General features: G+C 73.6%; 10 protein-coding genes and 1 pseudogene. 1 reads left to right on the top strand and 10 read right to left on the bottom strand.

Translation table 11 applies throughout. The annotated features are described in order from the left end of the window. Positions 1 to 178: 178 nt before the first annotated feature. The 4 genes from ACYVOO_RS08755 to ACYVOO_RS08740 all read right to left on the bottom strand — a co-directional run bounded on the left by ACYVOO_RS08755 (position 179) and on the right by ACYVOO_RS08740 (position 3751). Positions 179 to 502: a hypothetical protein gene (locus ACYVOO_RS08755; protein WP_461015058.1), complete on the bottom strand. Its 324-nt coding sequence runs from the start codon at positions 500 to 502 to the stop codon at positions 179 to 181. Continuing rightward, a complete protein-coding gene (locus tag ACYVOO_RS08750) occupies positions 499 to 873 on the bottom strand; it encodes a WhiB family transcriptional regulator (protein WP_453345353.1) in 375 nt (124 codons plus the stop codon). The genes ACYVOO_RS08755 and ACYVOO_RS08750 overlap by 4 nt, the downstream gene beginning before the upstream one ends. 134 nt (positions 874 to 1007) lie before the next feature. Next, a complete protein-coding gene (locus tag ACYVOO_RS08745) occupies positions 1008 to 1292 on the bottom strand; it encodes a hypothetical protein (protein ID WP_461015057.1) in 285 nt (94 codons plus the stop codon). 146 nt (positions 1293 to 1438) lie between these two features. Further along, positions 1439 to 3751: an ATP-dependent DNA helicase UvrD2 gene (locus ACYVOO_RS08740; RefSeq protein WP_461015056.1), complete on the bottom strand. Its 2313-nt coding sequence runs from the start codon at positions 3749 to 3751 to the stop codon at positions 1439 to 1441. A 226-nt stretch (positions 3752 to 3977) separates the two neighbouring features. On the opposite strand from ACYVOO_RS08740, the gene ACYVOO_RS08735 reads away from it, so the two are divergent. After that, entirely contained in the window at positions 3978 to 4220 is a 243-nt protein-coding gene (locus ACYVOO_RS08735; RefSeq protein WP_453345350.1) for a mycoredoxin, read from the top strand. Between the two features lie 50 nt (positions 4221 to 4270). On the opposite strand, the gene nudC is transcribed toward ACYVOO_RS08735, so the two are convergent. The 6 genes and pseudogenes from nudC to ACYVOO_RS08705 all read right to left on the bottom strand — a co-directional run bounded on the left by nudC (position 4271) and on the right by ACYVOO_RS08705 (position 16287). Then, on the bottom strand, positions 4271 to 5227 hold the full coding sequence (gene nudC, locus ACYVOO_RS08730) for an NAD(+) diphosphatase (RefSeq protein WP_461015055.1): 957 nt from the start codon (positions 5225 to 5227) through the stop codon (positions 4271 to 4273). A gap of 106 nt (positions 5228 to 5333) precedes the next feature. Then, positions 5334 to 6764 carry a dipeptidase gene (locus ACYVOO_RS08725; RefSeq protein WP_461015054.1) on the bottom strand — a complete coding sequence of 477 codons (1431 nt, stop codon included), beginning with the start codon at positions 6762 to 6764 and terminating at the stop codon, positions 5334 to 5336. 10 nt (positions 6765 to 6774) lie between these two features. Next, positions 6775 to 10503 (bottom strand): UvrD-helicase domain-containing protein, encoded by a 3729-nt coding sequence (locus tag ACYVOO_RS08720; protein WP_461015053.1) that lies wholly within the window; start codon positions 10501 to 10503, stop codon positions 6775 to 6777. 307 nt (positions 10504 to 10810) lie between these two features. After that, positions 10811 to 11655, bottom strand: a pseudogene (locus ACYVOO_RS08715) (IS5 family transposase). Positions 11656 to 11837: 182 nt separating this feature from the next. Beyond that, complete coding sequence (locus ACYVOO_RS08710) at positions 11838 to 12692, bottom strand: hypothetical protein (protein WP_461015052.1); 855 nt, start codon at positions 12690 to 12692, stop codon at positions 11838 to 11840. Positions 12693 to 12798: 106 nt separating this feature from the next. After that, positions 12799 to 16287 (bottom strand): ATP-dependent helicase, encoded by a 3489-nt coding sequence (locus tag ACYVOO_RS08705; RefSeq protein ID WP_461015051.1) that lies wholly within the window; start codon positions 16285 to 16287, stop codon positions 12799 to 12801. Positions 16288 to 16393: the final 106 nt, after the last annotated feature.

Genomic DNA, 16393 nt, shown 5'->3' with positions numbered 1-16393 from the left:
TGCCTCCGGCTCGGGGTTAGCACCACCTCTTCCCCCAGGGGACTTCCACCCCCAAGCAATCGCCCATGCTGGGCGCACAACGCCGGAGAACCGGGGCGCAACGCCCCGGTTCTCCTGATGGTGGTACGGCGGGGACCACAGGGATCCCCCGGTTCGCCCAGGGCCTGTCGGACAGGCCCTACTGCATGACCGCCATGGCCAGTGCACGGCGGGCACGCAGCGTGGCGCGTTCGGCGCGGCGCTGGAGGCGGCGGGCGGAGGCGAGCCGCAGGGCTCTGCTCTCCGACTCGGCCTCTTGCAGCCGCTGCTGCATATGGGCTCGCGCCAGGGATTCTGGCATGAGTTGCATTTCTCGGGTCCTGTTCTGACGCGAACCGTTCGCGTCGGTGTGGGATCGGGCGGGGCTGTCGAGGCGAGCTGCCATGGTGGGGTCCTGCTTCTGGCTATGACGCGGCTGAGGAGCGTGCGTCGACGGGTGATCGATCGTTCCGGCGGTGCTCATGCTGCCGATACCGGGTTCTTGCGCGGACGGCCGCGGGGCCGCTTGCGGGGAACGACGACGCCCTGCACGAACAGCTCGCCGCCCCAGACACCCCAGGGCTCGCGACGGTCCTTGGCGCCGGCGAGGCAGGCGTCACGCAGCGGGCAGGTCTGGCAGAGCGACTTCGCGTACTCCACGTCGGCCGGGGACTCCGCGAAGAAGACCTCCGGGTCGTAGGAGCGGCAGGGGACGGTCACGCCGAGACGCTCGATGGCGTCGTCCAGCTCGGTGAGAGTGGTCAGCGGGGCGGTCAAGGGGTCCTCCGTGGTCGTGGTCGTGTCAGGCGGCATCAGGTCGGTGGTCGGTGACGGGGCGTGCGTATTGGTGTGCACTGCTGGTTCGTCCTCGTCTATCGGTGTCTGTTGTCGGGTTGCCCGGCTGGTGGCCGGGCTGAAGGCAAACAGAAGGGCCGCGGATCCCGATGTGGGTTCCGCGGCCCTGGAAGGTGCCGACCTGATCGCGCCGATCAGGCTGGATCTCTCCAGGGTTCGAGCCCACGGAAGGCCCACGTCATCATTCGCTGCGTCTTCTGGCGACCTTCGCCGGCACCGTTGGCCGCGAGGGCGGAGGCATAGGCGTGTGCCTGAGCCTGTGCTGCCGCATTCGCTGCTACCGCGGGTGCCTTGGCCGGTCGCTCGCTGCCGCCGAGCGCGACGCCGGACACACCGGTGCCGCTAAAGCGGGAGCCGAGCAGGCAGGAGGCAACGACCGAGCGGTCGGTCATTTTGGTGGTGGTAATGAAGTCGATCACTGGTCTCGCCTCCTCTCGGCGTCTCAGGGGTCGGCCGGAGCTGACCCGAAGATGTTCAGGGGTAAGTACAGCATGGAAGGGGTGAGGCGAAAACCCCGCCCTCTCCATGTCCGGAAGGCTATGGGGGTCCCGGCGGCGGGCGCAAACTATTTTTCGGGGGTCTCCGTAACAGCTTCTGTGACATCTAGCGGAGCCCCTTCTTCCAGGGCCTCTCCCTCCGGCTCCTGCGGCTCCTCGCCCGCGGTCCAGGCGTTCTCGTCGCCCGCGTCCCCCGCCGCTTCCGTGCCGGGTTCCTCGCCGGGTTCCTCGCCGGCGCAGAGCGCCAGGACGTCGTCCCCGAAGCGCTCCAGCTTGCGGCCCCCCACCCCCGAGATCCGCGAGAGAGCCGACCGGTCGGCCGGAACGATCTCCGCGATGGCCATCAGGGTCTTGTCCGTGAAGACGCAGTAGGCGGGCTGGCCGAGCTGCTTCGCCTGGCCGGAGCGCCACTCCCTGAGCCGCTCGAACAGCTCCTCGTCGAGATCGGAGGGGCAGCCCTCGCACCGCATGAGCTTCATCTCCCCTGGCGCGGTCAGTGAGCGACCGCACACCCGGCACTGCACAGGACCGCGGCGCTTACGGCTGCGGCCACCGCCGCCGCTCCCCCGCTCGATGCCGCCTCCGCCACCCGCGCCGCGTGCGCCGGAGGGCCCGGAGCCCGGCCGCAGTCCGTTCAGGAACCGGCTCGGACGGCGCGAGGCCCGGCCGCCCGGCGCGCGGGAGAGCGACCAGGAGAGCGAGAGATGGAGCCGGGCGCGGGTCACCCCGACGTACAGGAGCCGGCGCTCCTCCTCGACCTGCTCGTCGGTCTTGGCGTAGGTGATCGGGAGCATGCCCTCCGTCAGGCCCACCAGGAAGACCGCGTCCCACTCCAGGCCCTTGGCCGCGTGCAGGGAGGCCAGGGTGACGCCCTCGACGGTGGGGGCGTGCTGGGCGTTGGCCCGCTCGTCCAGCTCCGCCACGAGATCCGCGAGGGTGGCGCCCTCCTTGGCCCTGGCGAAGTCCTCGGAGAGGCGCACCAGCGCCGCCAGCGACTCCCAGCGGTCGCGGACAGCGCCGGAGCCCGAGGGGGGCTCGGTCGTCCAGCCCTTGCCGCTGAGGACGGCGCGCACCTGGGAGGGGAGATCGACGGCGCCGTCGAGCAGGGTGTCGTTCTCGCCGAAGCGGGCCGCGCTGCGCAGCGCCACGCCCGCCTCGCGCACCTCGGGCCGCTCGAAGAAGCGCTCGGCGCCCCGGAGCTGGTAGGGCACGCCCGCATCCGCCAGGGCCTGCTCATAGACCTCGGACTGCGCGTTGATGCGGTAGAGCACGGCGATCTCGCTCGGGGAGACGCCCGAATCGATCAGCTCGCGGATGCGCTTGGCCGTGCCCTCGGCCTCGGCGGGCTCGTCCGGGAACTCGCGATAGACCGGCTCGGGGCCCGCCTCGCGCTGGGCGACCAGTTCCAGGCGGTGCTCGGCCGCGCGCCCGCGCGCCTGGGCCAGCACGCCGTTGGCGAGGTGGACGACCTGGGGGGTGGAGCGGTAGTCGCGCACGAGCTTGACGACCGTCGCGTCCGGGTGGCGCGTGCGGAAATTGAGCAGGTGGTCGGGGGTGGCACCGGTGAAGGAGTAGATGGTCTGGCTGGCGTCGCCGACGACGCAGAGGCTGTCCCGGTCGCCCACCCACAGGTCCAGCAGGCGCTGCTGGAGCGGGCTGACGTCCTGATACTCGTCGACCACGAAGTGCTGGTACTGCCGGCGCACCGTCTCGGCGATGTCCTGGCGGTCCTGGAGGACGCCGACGGTCAGCAGCAGGACGTCCTCGAAATCGATCACGGAGCGCTCGCGCTTCAACTGCTCGTAGAGACCGTAGACACGGGCGATCTCGGCCGGATCGCGCGGCGCGTCCCGGCTCGACTTGGCGACGGCGGCCGGATAGTCCTCGGGCACGGTCTGGGTGACCTTGGACCACTCGATCTCGCCGGTCAGGTCCCGCAGCTCGTTGCGGTCCACGCGGATGCGGCAGCGCGCAGCCGCCTCGGCCACGAGTTGCACCTTGCGCTCCAGCAGCCGCGGCAGCTCGCCGCCGACCGCGCGCGGCCAGAAGAACTGGAGCTGGCGCAGCGCGGCGGAGTGGAACGTCCGCGCCTGGACGCCGCTCGCGCCGAGCTGGCGCAGGCGGCCCCGCATCTCGCCCGCCGCGCGGTTGGTGAAGGTGACGGCGAGCACGCTGGCGGGCGGGAGGACGCCCGCGCGCACGCCATAGGCGATCCGGTGGGTGATCGCTCTGGTCTTGCCCGTGCCCGCTCCGGCCAGCACGCACAACGGACCCTGGAGCGAGGTGGCCACCTCGCGCTGCTCGGGATCGAGGCCTTCCAGCACCGCGTCAGGGGTGTCGGGGACCTGGGGGAAGAGAGTGGAGTCCGTTGCTGCTGTCACCCCGCCATGCTGCCAGGTCGCCCGGGGCGGCCGAGCAGGTTGTCCACAGCGGTGCGGAGTTTGTCGTATGAATGCGCCCGTGACGGTGTGCGAACGCGCCGGTGGCGATGTGCGAACACGGCCGTAGAGGCGGGAATACGCCCGGGGCGGCGGGAATGGTCCGGGGCGGAAGCACGTTCCCTCTGTGCAACCCGCTGAGGATGAGGACTAAGGAGCGCGAGGACCCATGGCAGGCACCGTGACGATGTACAGCACCACCTGGTGCGGCTACTGCCGCCGTCTCAAGGGCCAGATGGACCGCGAGGGAATCGCGTACACCGAGGTCAACATCGAGCAGGACCCCGAGTCCGCCGCCTTCGTGGAGAAGGTCAACAACGGCAACCAGCTCGTTCCGACGGTGCTCTTCCCCGACGGTTCCGCGCTCCCGAACCCTTCCATCGCCCAGGTCAAGGAGAAGGTCGGCGCCTGAGCCCCTGGGCCACGGCCTGAGCCTGTGGGGGCCCAGGCGCCGCGGCGGGCTCAGCCCTGCGGCAGCGGCCTGGGCAGCGGCTCGCCGTACCAGAGTTCCACCAGCCGGGCCGCGATCGAGATGCCCGAGGGAGGCAGGACCTCCCCGGTCTCGATCGCGGTCCGCAACTCGTCCCGCGAGAACCAGCGGGCCTCTTCGATCTCGTCCCCGTCCACCTGGATGTCGGGCGAGGTGGCGTGCGCCATGAAGCCCAGCATCAGGCTGGAGGGGAAGGGCCACGGCTGGCTGCCCACGTAGGCGACCTCGCCGACCGCCACGCCCGCCTCCTCGGCCACCTCGCGGACGACGGCGGCCTCGATGGACTCGCCGGGCTCCACGAACCCGGCGAGCGTCGAGAAGCGCCCCTCGGGCCAGTGCACCTGGCGGCCGAGCAGCGCGCGGTCCTTGTCGTCCGTCACCAGCATGATCGCGGCGGGGTCGGTGCGCGGGTAGTGCTCGGCGCCGCACGCCTGGCAGCGGCGGATGTGCCCGGCCGCCGCGATGACGGTGCGTTCGCCGCAGCGCGAGCAGAAGCGGTGGGTGCGCTGCCAGTTCTCCAGGCCGACGGCGTGCGTCATCAGCTCGGCGTCCCGGTCCGACAGCAGCACCCCGGCCTCGCGCAGCCCTGCGGAGCGCGCGACGGCGTCCATGCGGCCCGGCAGCGAGTCCTTCTGGAGCGCGAAATAGCGCACGCCGTCCCCGTCGATGCCCAGGAAGTAGCGGTGTGCCTCCGTGAACGGCGCGTCGAAGGAGGGCATCATCACCAGCTCGGTGCTGCCGTCCTCCTTGTCCTCGATCAGCGCCTGTCCTCCGGAGACCACGAAGACGCGGGTCGTCGGGTGGCTCCACGCCGCCGCCAGCCACGCCTCGTCCATCCTGTGGTGCGCGGCGCGGTCGATGCCCCCGGTGCCCGCGAGCGTGAGCGTGACGGGACGGGTGGCGGCGGTGCGGTCGGTCCAGATGGTCACTTCGGCTTCCTACTCCCCCTGTGGCAGTGGGTGATGGTGTCGTCGGCGCCCCCGGTGGCCGGGGCGGTCGGAACGGTACGGGACAGAACGGGACGGGGCGGGGCCGTCAGGGTGTCGTCGACGGTCGTGTCGGCGCGCTCCAGTGCTCGGCGAGGTCGCCCCACAGGTACGCGGCGGTCTCGACGCCCTTCATCAGCAGGTCCAGCTCCACCTTCTCGTTCGGCGCGTGCCAGCCGTCCGACGGGACGGAGATCCCCAGGAAGAGCACCGGAGCGCCCAGCACGTCCTGGAGGTCGGCCGCGGGGCCTGAGCCGCCCTCGCGCGTGAACCTGACCCGCTGCCCGAAGGCCCGCTCCATCGACCGTACGACCGCGCGCAGGGCCGGGTGGTCCAGCGGCGTCAGACAGGGGCGGGTGGCGCCCCAGAAGGTGATCTCGTGGCGGATGCCGTCGGGCAGGGAGCGGGCCACCCACTCGCGCACCGACTGCTGCACCTTCTCGGCGTCCTGCCCCGCCACCAGCCGGAAGGAGAGCTTCAGCTGGGCGCTCGACGGCACGACGGTCTTGCCGCCGGGGCCCTGATAGCCGCCGCCGATGCCGTTGACCTCGGCAGTCGGCCGCGCCCAGACCCGCTCCAGCGTGGTGTACCCGGCCTCGCCGAGCGCGGCCCCCGAGTGCGCCGTACGCAGCCACGCGTCCTCGTCGAACGGCAGCTCGGCGAAGAGCTTCCGCTCCCGCTCGTCCAGCTCGACGACTCCGTCGTAGAAGCCCGGCAGCGCGACGCGGCGGTCCTCGTCGTGCAGCGCGGCGGCGAGGCGGGCCGCCTCGGTCGCGGGGTTGGGGACGGCGCCGCCGAAGGAGCCCGAGTGGATGTCCTGGCCAGGGCCGTACAGATCGATCTGGCAGTCGGTGAGCCCGCGCATCCCGGTGCACACCGTCGGGGTGTCCTCCGACCACATGCCCGTGTCGGACACGACGGCGACGTCGCAGGCGAGACGGTCGGCCCTGGCCGCGACCAGCGCGGGGAAGTGGGGCGAGCCCGACTCCTCCTCGCCCTCGATCAACAGCTTGAGGTTGACGGCGGGCGCCGTGCGCCCCGTGGCGGCGAGGTGGGCCCGCACGCCCAGGGTGTGGAAGAAGACCTGCCCCTTGTCGTCGGCCGCGCCCCGCGCGTACAGGCGGCCGTCCTTCTCGACGGGCTCGAAGGGCTCGGTGTGCCAGCCGTCCTCGCGGGCTGCGGGCTGCACGTCGTGGTGGCCGTAGACCAGCACCGTCGGCGCTTCCGGATCGCCGGAGGGCCAGTACGCGAACACGGCGGGCGCACCCGGCGTCGCCCAGACCTCGACCTCGGGGAAGCCCGTCGCGGAGAGTTTCCCGGCCAGCCACTCGGCGCTGCGGCGCACGTCGTCCGCGCGGTCCGGGTCGGCCGAGACGGAGGGGATGCGGAGCCATTCCGTGAGGTCTCCGAGGAAGGCGGCGCGCCGTTCTTCGATGTAGGCCCGGACGGCGCTGTCCGGTGCTGCCGGGGTGTTGCTCATGCCCTTGAGCCTATCCGGCATCAGGGGGAACCCCGTCACCCGGCCGGTCGTGCGCCGGGGAGCCCTCGGGGCCGCCTCCGGGTCCGTCTCCGAGCCCGCCTCCGGGTCCCTCCCCGTGCCCGTCCACGGGGTCCTCGCCCGCGTCCCCGAGCAGCAGCCGCTCCAGTTCCGCGCGCCCCGGCAGCCCGGTGGGGCGCACCACCTCGCCCCCGCGCACGTAGAGGAACGCGGCGCGGACCGAGGAGAGCGGCACCCCGCGCTGCTCGGCCCAGGCCAGGCGGTAGACGGCGAGCTGGAGCGGGTCGGCGTCGCGGCCCCGGCCGGTCTTCCAGTCGACGATCTCGTACTCCGTCCCGCCGTCCGGGCCCGTCTCCCGGTACACGGCGTCGATGCGCCCCCGGATGACGCGGCCCGCCAGGCCGAGCTGGAAGGGCGCCTCGACGCGGAACGGGGTACGGCGCGCGTAGGGCGTACGCGCGAACGCCTCCTTGAGCGCCTCCAGGTCCCGTTCGTCCGCGATCTCCGGGGGCTCCTCGCCCCCGTCCGCGTACTCCCCGGCGCCCGGCAGCTCGTCGGGCCCGAGCATCGGGAGGGTCAGCGCCTCGAAGCGGGACTCCACCCAGGCGTGGAAGCGGGTGCCCCGGCGCGCGGCGGAGGGCCGAGGCGGACGTGGCATGGGGCGGGCCAGCTCGCGCGCGAACCCGTCGGGGTCGCGGGAGAGGCGCAGGAGCTGCGTCGCGGAGAGGGACACGGGCAGGGGGACGTCGCGCACGGTGGCGCGCGAGCGCCGCAGCTCCCCGGCGAGCGCCTCCAGGTCCCGGTCCCAGGACTCGGCGAGCCTGGCCTCCTCCGGGGTGAGGCCGGGGGCTGCCTCTCCGTCGGCATCCGGGGCACGTGACGGCGCGGGGATGCGGCCCCGCGCCCCCGCCGGGTACGGGTCGTCGTCCTCGTACGAGTGCGGGTCGTCCTCGTACGGGTCCGGTACGTGCTCGTACGGGGCCGGGTCGTCGTACGGGGCGTCATACGGCTCGTCGTACGGATCGGGGTCCAGGAAGGGGTCGGGTTCCGGGGACGGCTCGTGCTCGGGGTCCGGTTCCGGAGGGGCCGGGTCCGGGTCCGGATCGGGCGCTACGGGGGCGTCGGCACCGTCGGACGCGTCCGTACCGTCCTCCAGGTGGGCGAGGACCGCCCGTGCCGCCGCGCGGCGGCGGGCCATCGCGTCCGCGTCCAGGGACAGCGGCCACGCCCGCTCGCGCCGGGCCTCCGCGAGCGCCGGGTTCTCCGCGCCCTCCTCCGGGGCGTCGGCCCAGACCTCGACCTCGCCGTGCGCCGAGTCCGCCTCGCAGTGCTCCCGCAGTGCCTCCAGGAAGCGCGAGGGCCCACGGGGCCGCTTCTGGGCCGGGCCCCACCAGTGCCCCGAGCCGAGCAGCAGGGAGCGGGCGCGTGTAAAGGTGACGTAGCCGAGGCGCAGTTCCTCGGTGGCCTGGTGGTCGCGCGTGGCCGTGTCGTAGTCCTTGACGCCCTTGGCGCTCCACTCGTCGACCCCGGGCAGCGTCGCCGCGTCGCCGCGCAGGGGCTGGGGCAGCACGCGCGGCTGGGTGAGCCAGGACTCGCGGGCCTGTTCGCTGGGGAACTGCTTCGCGACGAGCCCGGGCACCGCCACCACGTCCCACTCCAGGCCCTTGGACTTGTGCGCGGTGAGCACCTTCACCGTGTCCTCGCCGCCGGGCAGTGAGCTGTCGAGCCCCTTCTCGTAGCGCTCGGCGGTGCGCAGGAAGCCGAGGAAGGCGAGCAGCGTGGCCTCGCCGTCCAGAGAGGCGAAGCCCGCCGCGATGTCGAGGAAGTGGGCGAGGGTCTCGCGGCGGCGGGCGGCGACGGCGTGCGGCGATGCGGAGAGTTCCACTTCGAGCCCGGTGACGGCCAGCACCCGGTGCAGCACGTCCATCAGCGGGTCGGCGAGCGAGCGGCGCAGCTCCCTGACCTCGGCGGCCAGCCGCGCGAAGCGCACTCGTGCGGCGGCGGAGAAGGGCAGCTCGTCCTCGTAGCCGTCGGATTCCAGGAAGGTGTCCAGGGCGTCGGCGAGCGAGGTGACCTCGGCCGGGTCCGTCCCCTCGACGGCCGCGGCCAGCCGCCGGTCCGGGTCGTCGTCGTCCCCGTCCGCACCGTGCCGCACCAGCAGCCGGGCGCGCCGCCCCAGCAGCGCGAGGTCGCGGGGGCCTATGCGCCAGCGCGGGCCGGTGAGGAGCCGCACCAGGGGGGCGTTGGCCGTGGGGTCCTGGAGGATCTCGCACATGGCGACGAGATCGGCGATCTCCGGCAGGTGCAGCAGCCCGGACAGTCCGACGACCTCGACGGGCACGTCCCGCGCGACCAGCGCCCCCTGGATCTCCGCGAAGTCGCCCGCGCCCCGGCACAGCACGGCGATCTCGCCGGGCGGCGTGCCCGTGCGCACCAGGTGCGCGAGGGAGTCGGCGAGCCAGTCCAGTTCCTCGGCGTGGGTGGGCAGGAGTGCGCAGCGCACGAGCCCGTCCCGCTCGGCGCCCGGCGCGGGACGCAGGGCCTCGACGCCCTCGTGGCGCTCGCGCAGCGGGGCGGCCAGCCCGTTGGCGAGGTGCAGCAGACGGCCGCCGCTGCGGCGGTTCTCGCTGAGGGAGAAGCGGGGCGCGGGGCGCGGGCCCTCACGGGACGGGCCGCCGCCCTCGGGACCGGCCCCCTCCGGACCGTCCACGGCCGGGAAGTGGACGGGAAAGTCGTCCAGGTTGGCGACGGAGGCGCCGCGCCAGCCGTAGATCGCCTGACAGGGGTCGCCGACGGCGGTGACCGCGTGGCCCGTGCCGCCCCGCGCCGAGGCGCCGTCGCGCGGGGACCCCGTGCCGAAGAGCCCGGCGAGCATGACGCGCTGGGCGACGGACGTGTCCTGGTACTCGTCGAGGAGCACGACGGAGAACTGCTCGCGCAGCAGCCGTCCGACCTCCGGGACGTCGCGCGCGAGGGTGGCGGCCAGCGCGATCTGATCGCCGAAGTCGAGCAGATCGCGCTCGCGCTTGCGCCGCCTGTACTCCTCCACGAGACCGAGCAGCTCGCTCCTGCCCTGCGCGGCCTGCGGGATCTTGCGCAGCGCCGCGTTGGTGAGTTTGACGTGCTCCAGCGTGCTGAGCAGTCCGGCGTCGTACGCGCGCAGCTCGTCCGGCGCGACCAGGTGCTCGGCGAGTTCGGAGTCCAGCGCGAGCAGGTCCTCGACGAGCGCGGGCACGGACTTGGTGAGCGCTTCGAAGGGGCCTGGCGCCGCGCGCAGGACGCTCGCCGCGAGCTGGAAGCGGGTGGCGTCGGCGAGCAGCCGGGCGCCGGGCTCCAGGCCGAGGCGCAGCCCGTGATCGGTCAGCAGTTGACCGGCGAAGGCGTGGTACGTGGAGATCCGGGGCTCGCCGGGGGCCTGCTCGGGGTCGGCGGGGTCCGGATCTGTGACCCCGGCCTGGACGAGGGCCTTGCGGACGCGTTCGGCCAGTTCGCCCGCCGCCTTGTTGGTGAAGGTGAGGCCGAGCACCCGCTCGGGCGCGACCCGCCCCGTGCCGACCAGCCAGACGACCCGGGCCGCCATGACCGTCGTCTTGCCCGAGCCCGCCCCGGCCACGATCACCTGCGGAGCGAGCGGCGCGGTGACGCAGGCCATCTGCTCCGGGGTGAACGGGATGCCGAGGAGCTGCTTGAGCTGCTCGGGATCGCTGAGCTGTGCGGGCACTCAAGAGACCGTAGCGGCCCGCGCCGACAACTGACGCCGTGCGGCGGTCGGTGAGGGCTAGGGGGTGTCTTCGACGTAGCGTCGTCCGGCCGCCAGGCCGGGGGCCGCCGGGGCACCTCCCAGCGGTAGCTGGGGGAGTCTGGTGCGTGCGATCGCAAGGCGGAGGGAGGAAAGCGCAGGGGCCCCTCCCAGCCCGCAGGGCCTGGGGGAGGGCTGCGCTGACGACCGACAACGTCGCGAGCGTGCGTGCCAGGCGGCGCGGCCCAGACGGGACGTCGAAGACACCCCCTAGGCCGTTTCGTTTAGATCATCGGGCGGACCAGAGGAAGATGCCTGCGATGTGGAGTCCGGCCAGGTAGATGGTGGCGGTCTTCTCGTAGCGGGTGGCGATGCCCCGCCATTGCTTGAGGCGGTTGATGCACCGCTCGACGGTGTTGCGCTGCTTGTAGGTCTCGCGGTCGAAGGCTGGTGGTCTGCCGCCCCGGCTTCCGCGACGCAGCCGATGGCTCCGCTGGTCGGCCGGGACGGGGATCACCGCGCGGATGCCGCGCTGGCGCAGGTGCTCGCGGATGGCGCGGGAGGAGTATGCCTTGTCGGCCAGGACCACATCCGGCCTGGTGCGGGGCCGTCCTCGCGGCCGGGGCACGCGCAGGCGGGCCATGACCTCTTCGAAGGCGGGCGCGTCACCGGCCTGCCCGGCGGTGAGAACGAACGCCAAGGGCCGGCAGCGGGCGTCTGCGGTGAGGTGGACCTTGGTGGTCAGTCCGCCGCGGGAGCGGCCGAGGGCATGGTCGTCGGGTTCACCGGGCGGGGCCCCTTTTTGCGGGCCCCGGCCGCGTGCTGGTGGGCGCGCACGATGGTGGAGTCCACCGAGACCGCCCAGCCCAGGTCCTCTTCGGCGTCGGCCTGGGCCATCAGGGCGGTGAACACCCGCTCCCAGGTGCCGTCGAGGGCCCACATCCGCAGCCGGTTGTACACGCCCCGCCAGTTGCCGTATTTCTCCGGCAGGTGGACCCATTGCGTTCCGGTCTGGAACTTGAAGGCGATCGCGTCGATCACCTCACGGTGGTCCCGCCACCGGCCACCCCGCTTCGGCGTCCGGTCCGGCAGTATCGGCTCGATCCGCGCCCACTGCGCGTCAGTCAACGGCACACCACGCCAACGACCGACTGATCCAAACGAAACGGCCTAGGGGCGGGGTGCGGTGGACGCGGGTGACCAAGCTCACCGGGACAGGTGGGGCACACGCCCCGGCGCCCTGTCCCCCGTCGCACCGTGCCCCGGACCCGGCGCCCCGCCGCCTCGCGCCCGCCCCGCCCTCTGCCGCTACGCCGCTAGAACGCGCCGCTCTTGAGCAACTGGCCCACGTCGACGGTCTCGCCGGGCGGCGGGGTGGTCACGTCGACCGGGTCGCCGAAGCCGGAGAACGTCACGGTCCCGGGCGCTTCGCCGCCCTCCTTCACCGTCTTGAGGATGTAGGGCTCGCCCTCGGCCGCGATGTACGTCGTACGCGTCGCACCGTTCTTCTTCACGGTGAGCGGAATCGCGGATTCGCCGCCGACCTTCGTGAGGGCGCCCTTCTTCGCGCCCTTCATGTCGCCCGCGTCCAGCTCGGTGAGCAGGGCGCTGAGGGTGCAGAAGGCGGTGGGGTCCTCGGCAGGCGAGGACGAGCCGCCGTCCTGCTCCGTGGCGCCTCCCTGCGCCACCGCGCCGCGCGGGACCTTCAGCCAGCGCCCCTTGAGCAGGTCGCCCGCGGCCGAGGCGGCCTGGCCGCCCTCGCCGCCGCTCTGGCCCAGGACCTTCCAGAACGCGTCGTCCGCCTTCAGATAGCTGCTGGCGCCCTTCTTGCGCACCTCGGCCGAGCCGCCGCCCACCCCGGCGTCCCCGGTGCACTCGCCGCTCCGGGTCAGCGCCATGTCGAAGGTGACGCGCTGCTGCCCTCCCGCGGCGATCCCGCCCTTCGCCTTCATGGAGGGCGCGGACTTCATCGCCTTGACCGCGCGGTCGGCGAGCCGCTGCTCCGCGGTGTCCCCCGCGTCCGCGCCGGAGCCCGCCGAGGGGCTGTCCTCCGCTTTGCGGGCCGAACCCGCGTGGTCCTTGCCGCCGCTCTCACCGTCGTCGCCGCAGCCCGCGATGCCCGCGAGGACGACCGCGCAGACCACGGCGCCCACGACGACACTCTTCGGCATTTCCGCCGCCACTGCCCATCCCCCTTGTCGGAATGTGCCCCGGATCACCGCTCCGGGAATACCGCTCCGGAACAGCCGGAACCGGCCCCTATCCTCGCAAGGCCCGTCACTCGACGATCTGCCGACCCTCCGGCCTAGCCGAGCAGGCGCCCCGGAAGGAGCAGTGCGTGCAGTGCTGGCCGGGCGACGGGGTGAACCGCTCGTCCAGGACACGCCCTGCGGCCGTCGCCAGCAGCTCGCCGACCCACTCCCCTTCCCCCTGTGCCGTCTCTTGGGCCGCCTCCTCGCCCTGCGCGGGACCGTCCTCCAGGGGGCCCTGCTGCTGGACGGCGGGCAGGGTGTCGCCGCCGTCGCGCTTGGCGGCGCCGAGGCGCAGGTGGACGAGTTCGGCGCCGCCCGGCTCCGGCCTGTGCCCCTCGAAGAGGTCGTCGGTCGCCCCCTCGCGCACCGCGAGCTGATAGACCGCGAGCTGCGGGTGGCGGGCGACCTCCTCGCCGGTGGGCTTCGCCTTGCCGGTCTTGAAGTCGACGACGTACGCGCGCCCCTGCCCGTCGCTCTCGACCCGGTCCATGCTGCCCCGGATGCGCACCTCGTGTTCGCCCGCGCTCAGCGTCACGTCGAAGCCGTGCTCGCTGCCGACCGCCTGCCGCTTCTCGCCGCGCTCCATGACGTGCCAGCGCAGGAACCGCTCCAGCGCGGCGCGCGCGCTCTCCTTCTCCTGGTGCGACTTCCACGGCGCGTCGAACACGAGCCCGTCCCAGACCGAGTCGAGCCGTTCCATCAGCACGTCGAGATCGGCGGGCGTACCGCCCGAGGCGACCTCGTCGGCGAGGACGTGCAGCACGTTCCCGAAGCCCTGCGCCGCCGTGGACGGCGCGTCCGCCTTCACCTCGCGGGCCAGGAACCACTGGAGGGAGCAGGTGTTGGCGAGCTGGTCCAGCGCGCTGCCGGACAGGGTGACGGGCTGGTCCCTGTCGCGCAGCGGGACCTCGGAGCGCGTCGGCTCGTACAGGCCCCACCAGCGCTGCGGATGCGCGGCGGGGACGAGCGCGTAGCCCTCGTCGTCGCGCAGCGCCGCGAGCCGCGCGAGCCGCAGCGCCGCCGCCTCGCGCAGCTCGGGGGACGCGGCGGGGTCGACGGTGGTGGCGCGCAGTTCGGCGACGAGCGCGGCGACCGCGAGCGGACGGCGCGGCCGGGACACCACGGACTGGGGCTCGACGCCCAGCTCGGCCAGGAACCGGGAGGGCTGGTCGCCGTCGTCGGCCTGCGCGCGCACGGCGGTGACGACGAGGCGTTCCTTGGCGCGGGTGGCCGCCACGTAGAACAGCCTGCGCTCCTCGGTCAGGAGGGCGCCGGGCGGGAGCGGTTCGGCGAGGCCGTCGCGGCCGATGCGGTCGGCCTCCAGGAGCGAGCCGCGCCGCCGCAGGTCGGGCCACAGCCCCTCCTGGACGCCCGCCACGACCACCAGCCGCCACTCCAGGCCCTTGGCGCGGTGCGCGGTCATCAGCCGTACGGCGTCGGGGCGCACGGTGCGGCCCGAGAGGGTGTCGGCGGCGATGTCCTGCGCGTCGACCTCCTCCAGGAAGTTGAGGGCGCCCCGGCCTCCGCCGCGTTCCTCCGCGCGGGCCGCCGTCTCGAACAGTGCGCAGACCGCGTCCAGATCGCGGTCGGCGTTGCGGCCCGCAGCGCCGCCGCGCAGCGCCGCGCGCTCCAGCCGCTGCGGCCACGGGGTGCCGTGCCACAGCTCCCACAGCGCCTCCTCCGCGGTGCCGCCGCCAGTGAGCAGTTCGCCCGCCTTGCGCAGGAGCAGGCCGAGGCGCTGGGCGCCGCGCGCGTACGAGGGGTCGTGCGCCACGAGCCGTTCCGGCTCCGCCAGCGCCTCGGCCAGCAGCTCGTCCGAGGGGCGCGGCACGCTCTCGCCCGCCGCGCGCTCCTCCTCGCGCAGCGCGCGGCCGAGCCGTCGCAGGTCGGCGGCGTCCATGCCGCCCAGGGGTGAGGAGAGGAGCGCGAGCGCGGTCTCGGTGTCCAGCCAGCTCCGGGTGCCGCTGTCCCTCTCACCCTCGGGCTGGGCCGCGTCGCGGGCCGCTCCGGTGCCGTCCGCACCGGCATCCGCGTTCGCGCCCGCGCCGTCGTCGTCGGGAGCACCCACGCCGTCGGGGTCCGCCGCGTCGGAGGGGACCCGCGAGGGCACCCCCGCCGTCGCCTGGGCCACGGCGCGCAGTGCCGTCAGCAAGGGGGCGACCGCGGGCTCGTGGCGGAGGGGGACGTCGTCGCCGTCGATGTCGAGGGGGACACCGGCGGACGTCAGGGCACGGCGCACGGCGGGGATGGTGCGGCCCCCCGCGCGGACCAGCACCGCCATCTCGCCCCACGGCACACCGTCTTCGAGGTGGGCGCGGCGCAGGATGTCGGCGATGTTGTCGAGTTCGGACCCGGCCGTCGGATAGGTGAACACCTCCACCCTGCCGCCGGGGCGCGCCGCTGACAGCCCGCGGTGGGCGCGTACGGCGTCGGCCGGAAGCCTCGGCAGGGGCATGCGGCGGGTGAACTCGCGGGTCGCGGCCAGCAGCCGTGCGCCCGAGCGGCGGCTACTGGCCAGCACGGTGACCGGGGCCGGGTCCCCGGAGCGGCGGGGGAAGCTCTCGGGGAAGTCCAGGATGCCGTTCACGTCGGCGCCCCGGAACGTGTAGATCGACTGGTCCGGGTCGCCGAAGGCCACCAGGGTGCGCCCGTCGCCCGCGAGGGCGCGGAGCAGCCGGACCTGTGAGGGGTCGGTGTCCTGGTACTCGTCGACGTACACCGCGTCGTAGCGCGCCCGCAGTTCCCGCGCCGTCTCCTGGCGCTCGGCGAGCAGCACGGCCCTGTGCACCAGTTCCGCGTAGTCGAGTACGCCCTGCATGTCGATGACGTCGAGGTACTCGGCGAGGAAACCGGCGGCGGCCCGCCAGTCCGGGCGTCCGGCGCCGCGCGCGAACGCGCCGAGCGCCTCGGGGCCGAGGCCCAGCTCCCTGCTGCGGGCCAGCACGGCGCGGACCTCGTCGGCGAAGCCGCGCGTGGTCAGGCAGGCGCGCAGCTCGTCGGGCCAGCGCACCCGGGCGCGGCCCTCGCGCTCCAGCTCGGTCTGGCCGGCGAGCAGCTCGCGCAGATAGAGGTCCTGCTCAGGCCCTGAGAGGAGGCGCAGCGGCTCGGCGAAGAGGTCGGCGTCCTGGTGGGCGCGGACCAGCGCGTAGCAGTACGAGTGGAAGGTGGTGGCCTGCGGGGCACCCGTGCCCCCGAGGCGGGCCGCCATCCTGTCGCGCAGCTCGACGGCCGCCTTGCGGCTGAAGGTGAGCACGAGGATGCGCTCGGGATCGCCGCCCGCGCGCACCCGCCGCGCGACGGCCTCGACCAGCGTCGTCGTCTTGCCGGTGCCGGGCCCTGCGAGGACGAGCAGCGGTCCTTCCTCATGGTCAACCACAGCGCGCTGCGCTGCGTCCAAGGCAGGAGGATCCACCGGTCCCAGCGGGGCACGCACCAGCCGGTACGCACCGGCGGCGCCCTGGGCAGGCGGGGGCCGGTGCGTGTCGGACGGGACGGACGGGATGGAGGAGCTCAAGTGGATCGCCTTGGGGAGGGTCTGTGCTGAATGGTGCAGACGCTACGCCAGCGGGCACACGAGTCGCAGCGCGTTGCTCCTCCGCTCCGTACGAACCTGGCACCCC

This window comes from Streptomyces daliensis (assembly GCF_054782395.1).
The sequence above is the reverse complement of the archived record's forward strand: the minus strand, read 5'-3'. Positions and strand labels throughout refer to the sequence as shown.

Excerpts from the sequence above, each read along its gene's own strand:
- ACYVOO_RS08755 (WP_461015058.1), bottom strand. The coding sequence starts at position 502 with ATGAGCACCGCCGGAACGATCGATCACCCGTCGACGCACGCTCCTCAG.
- ACYVOO_RS08735 (WP_453345350.1), top strand. The coding sequence starts at position 3,978 with ATGGCAGGCACCGTGACGATGTACAGCACCACCTGGTGCGGCTACTGC.
- ACYVOO_RS08725 (WP_461015054.1), bottom strand. The coding sequence starts at position 6,764 with ATGAGCAACACCCCGGCAGCACCGGACAGCGCCGTCCGGGCCTACATC.
- ACYVOO_RS08710 (WP_461015052.1), bottom strand. The coding sequence starts at position 12,692 with ATGCCGAAGAGTGTCGTCGTGGGCGCCGTGGTCTGCGCGGTCGTCCTC.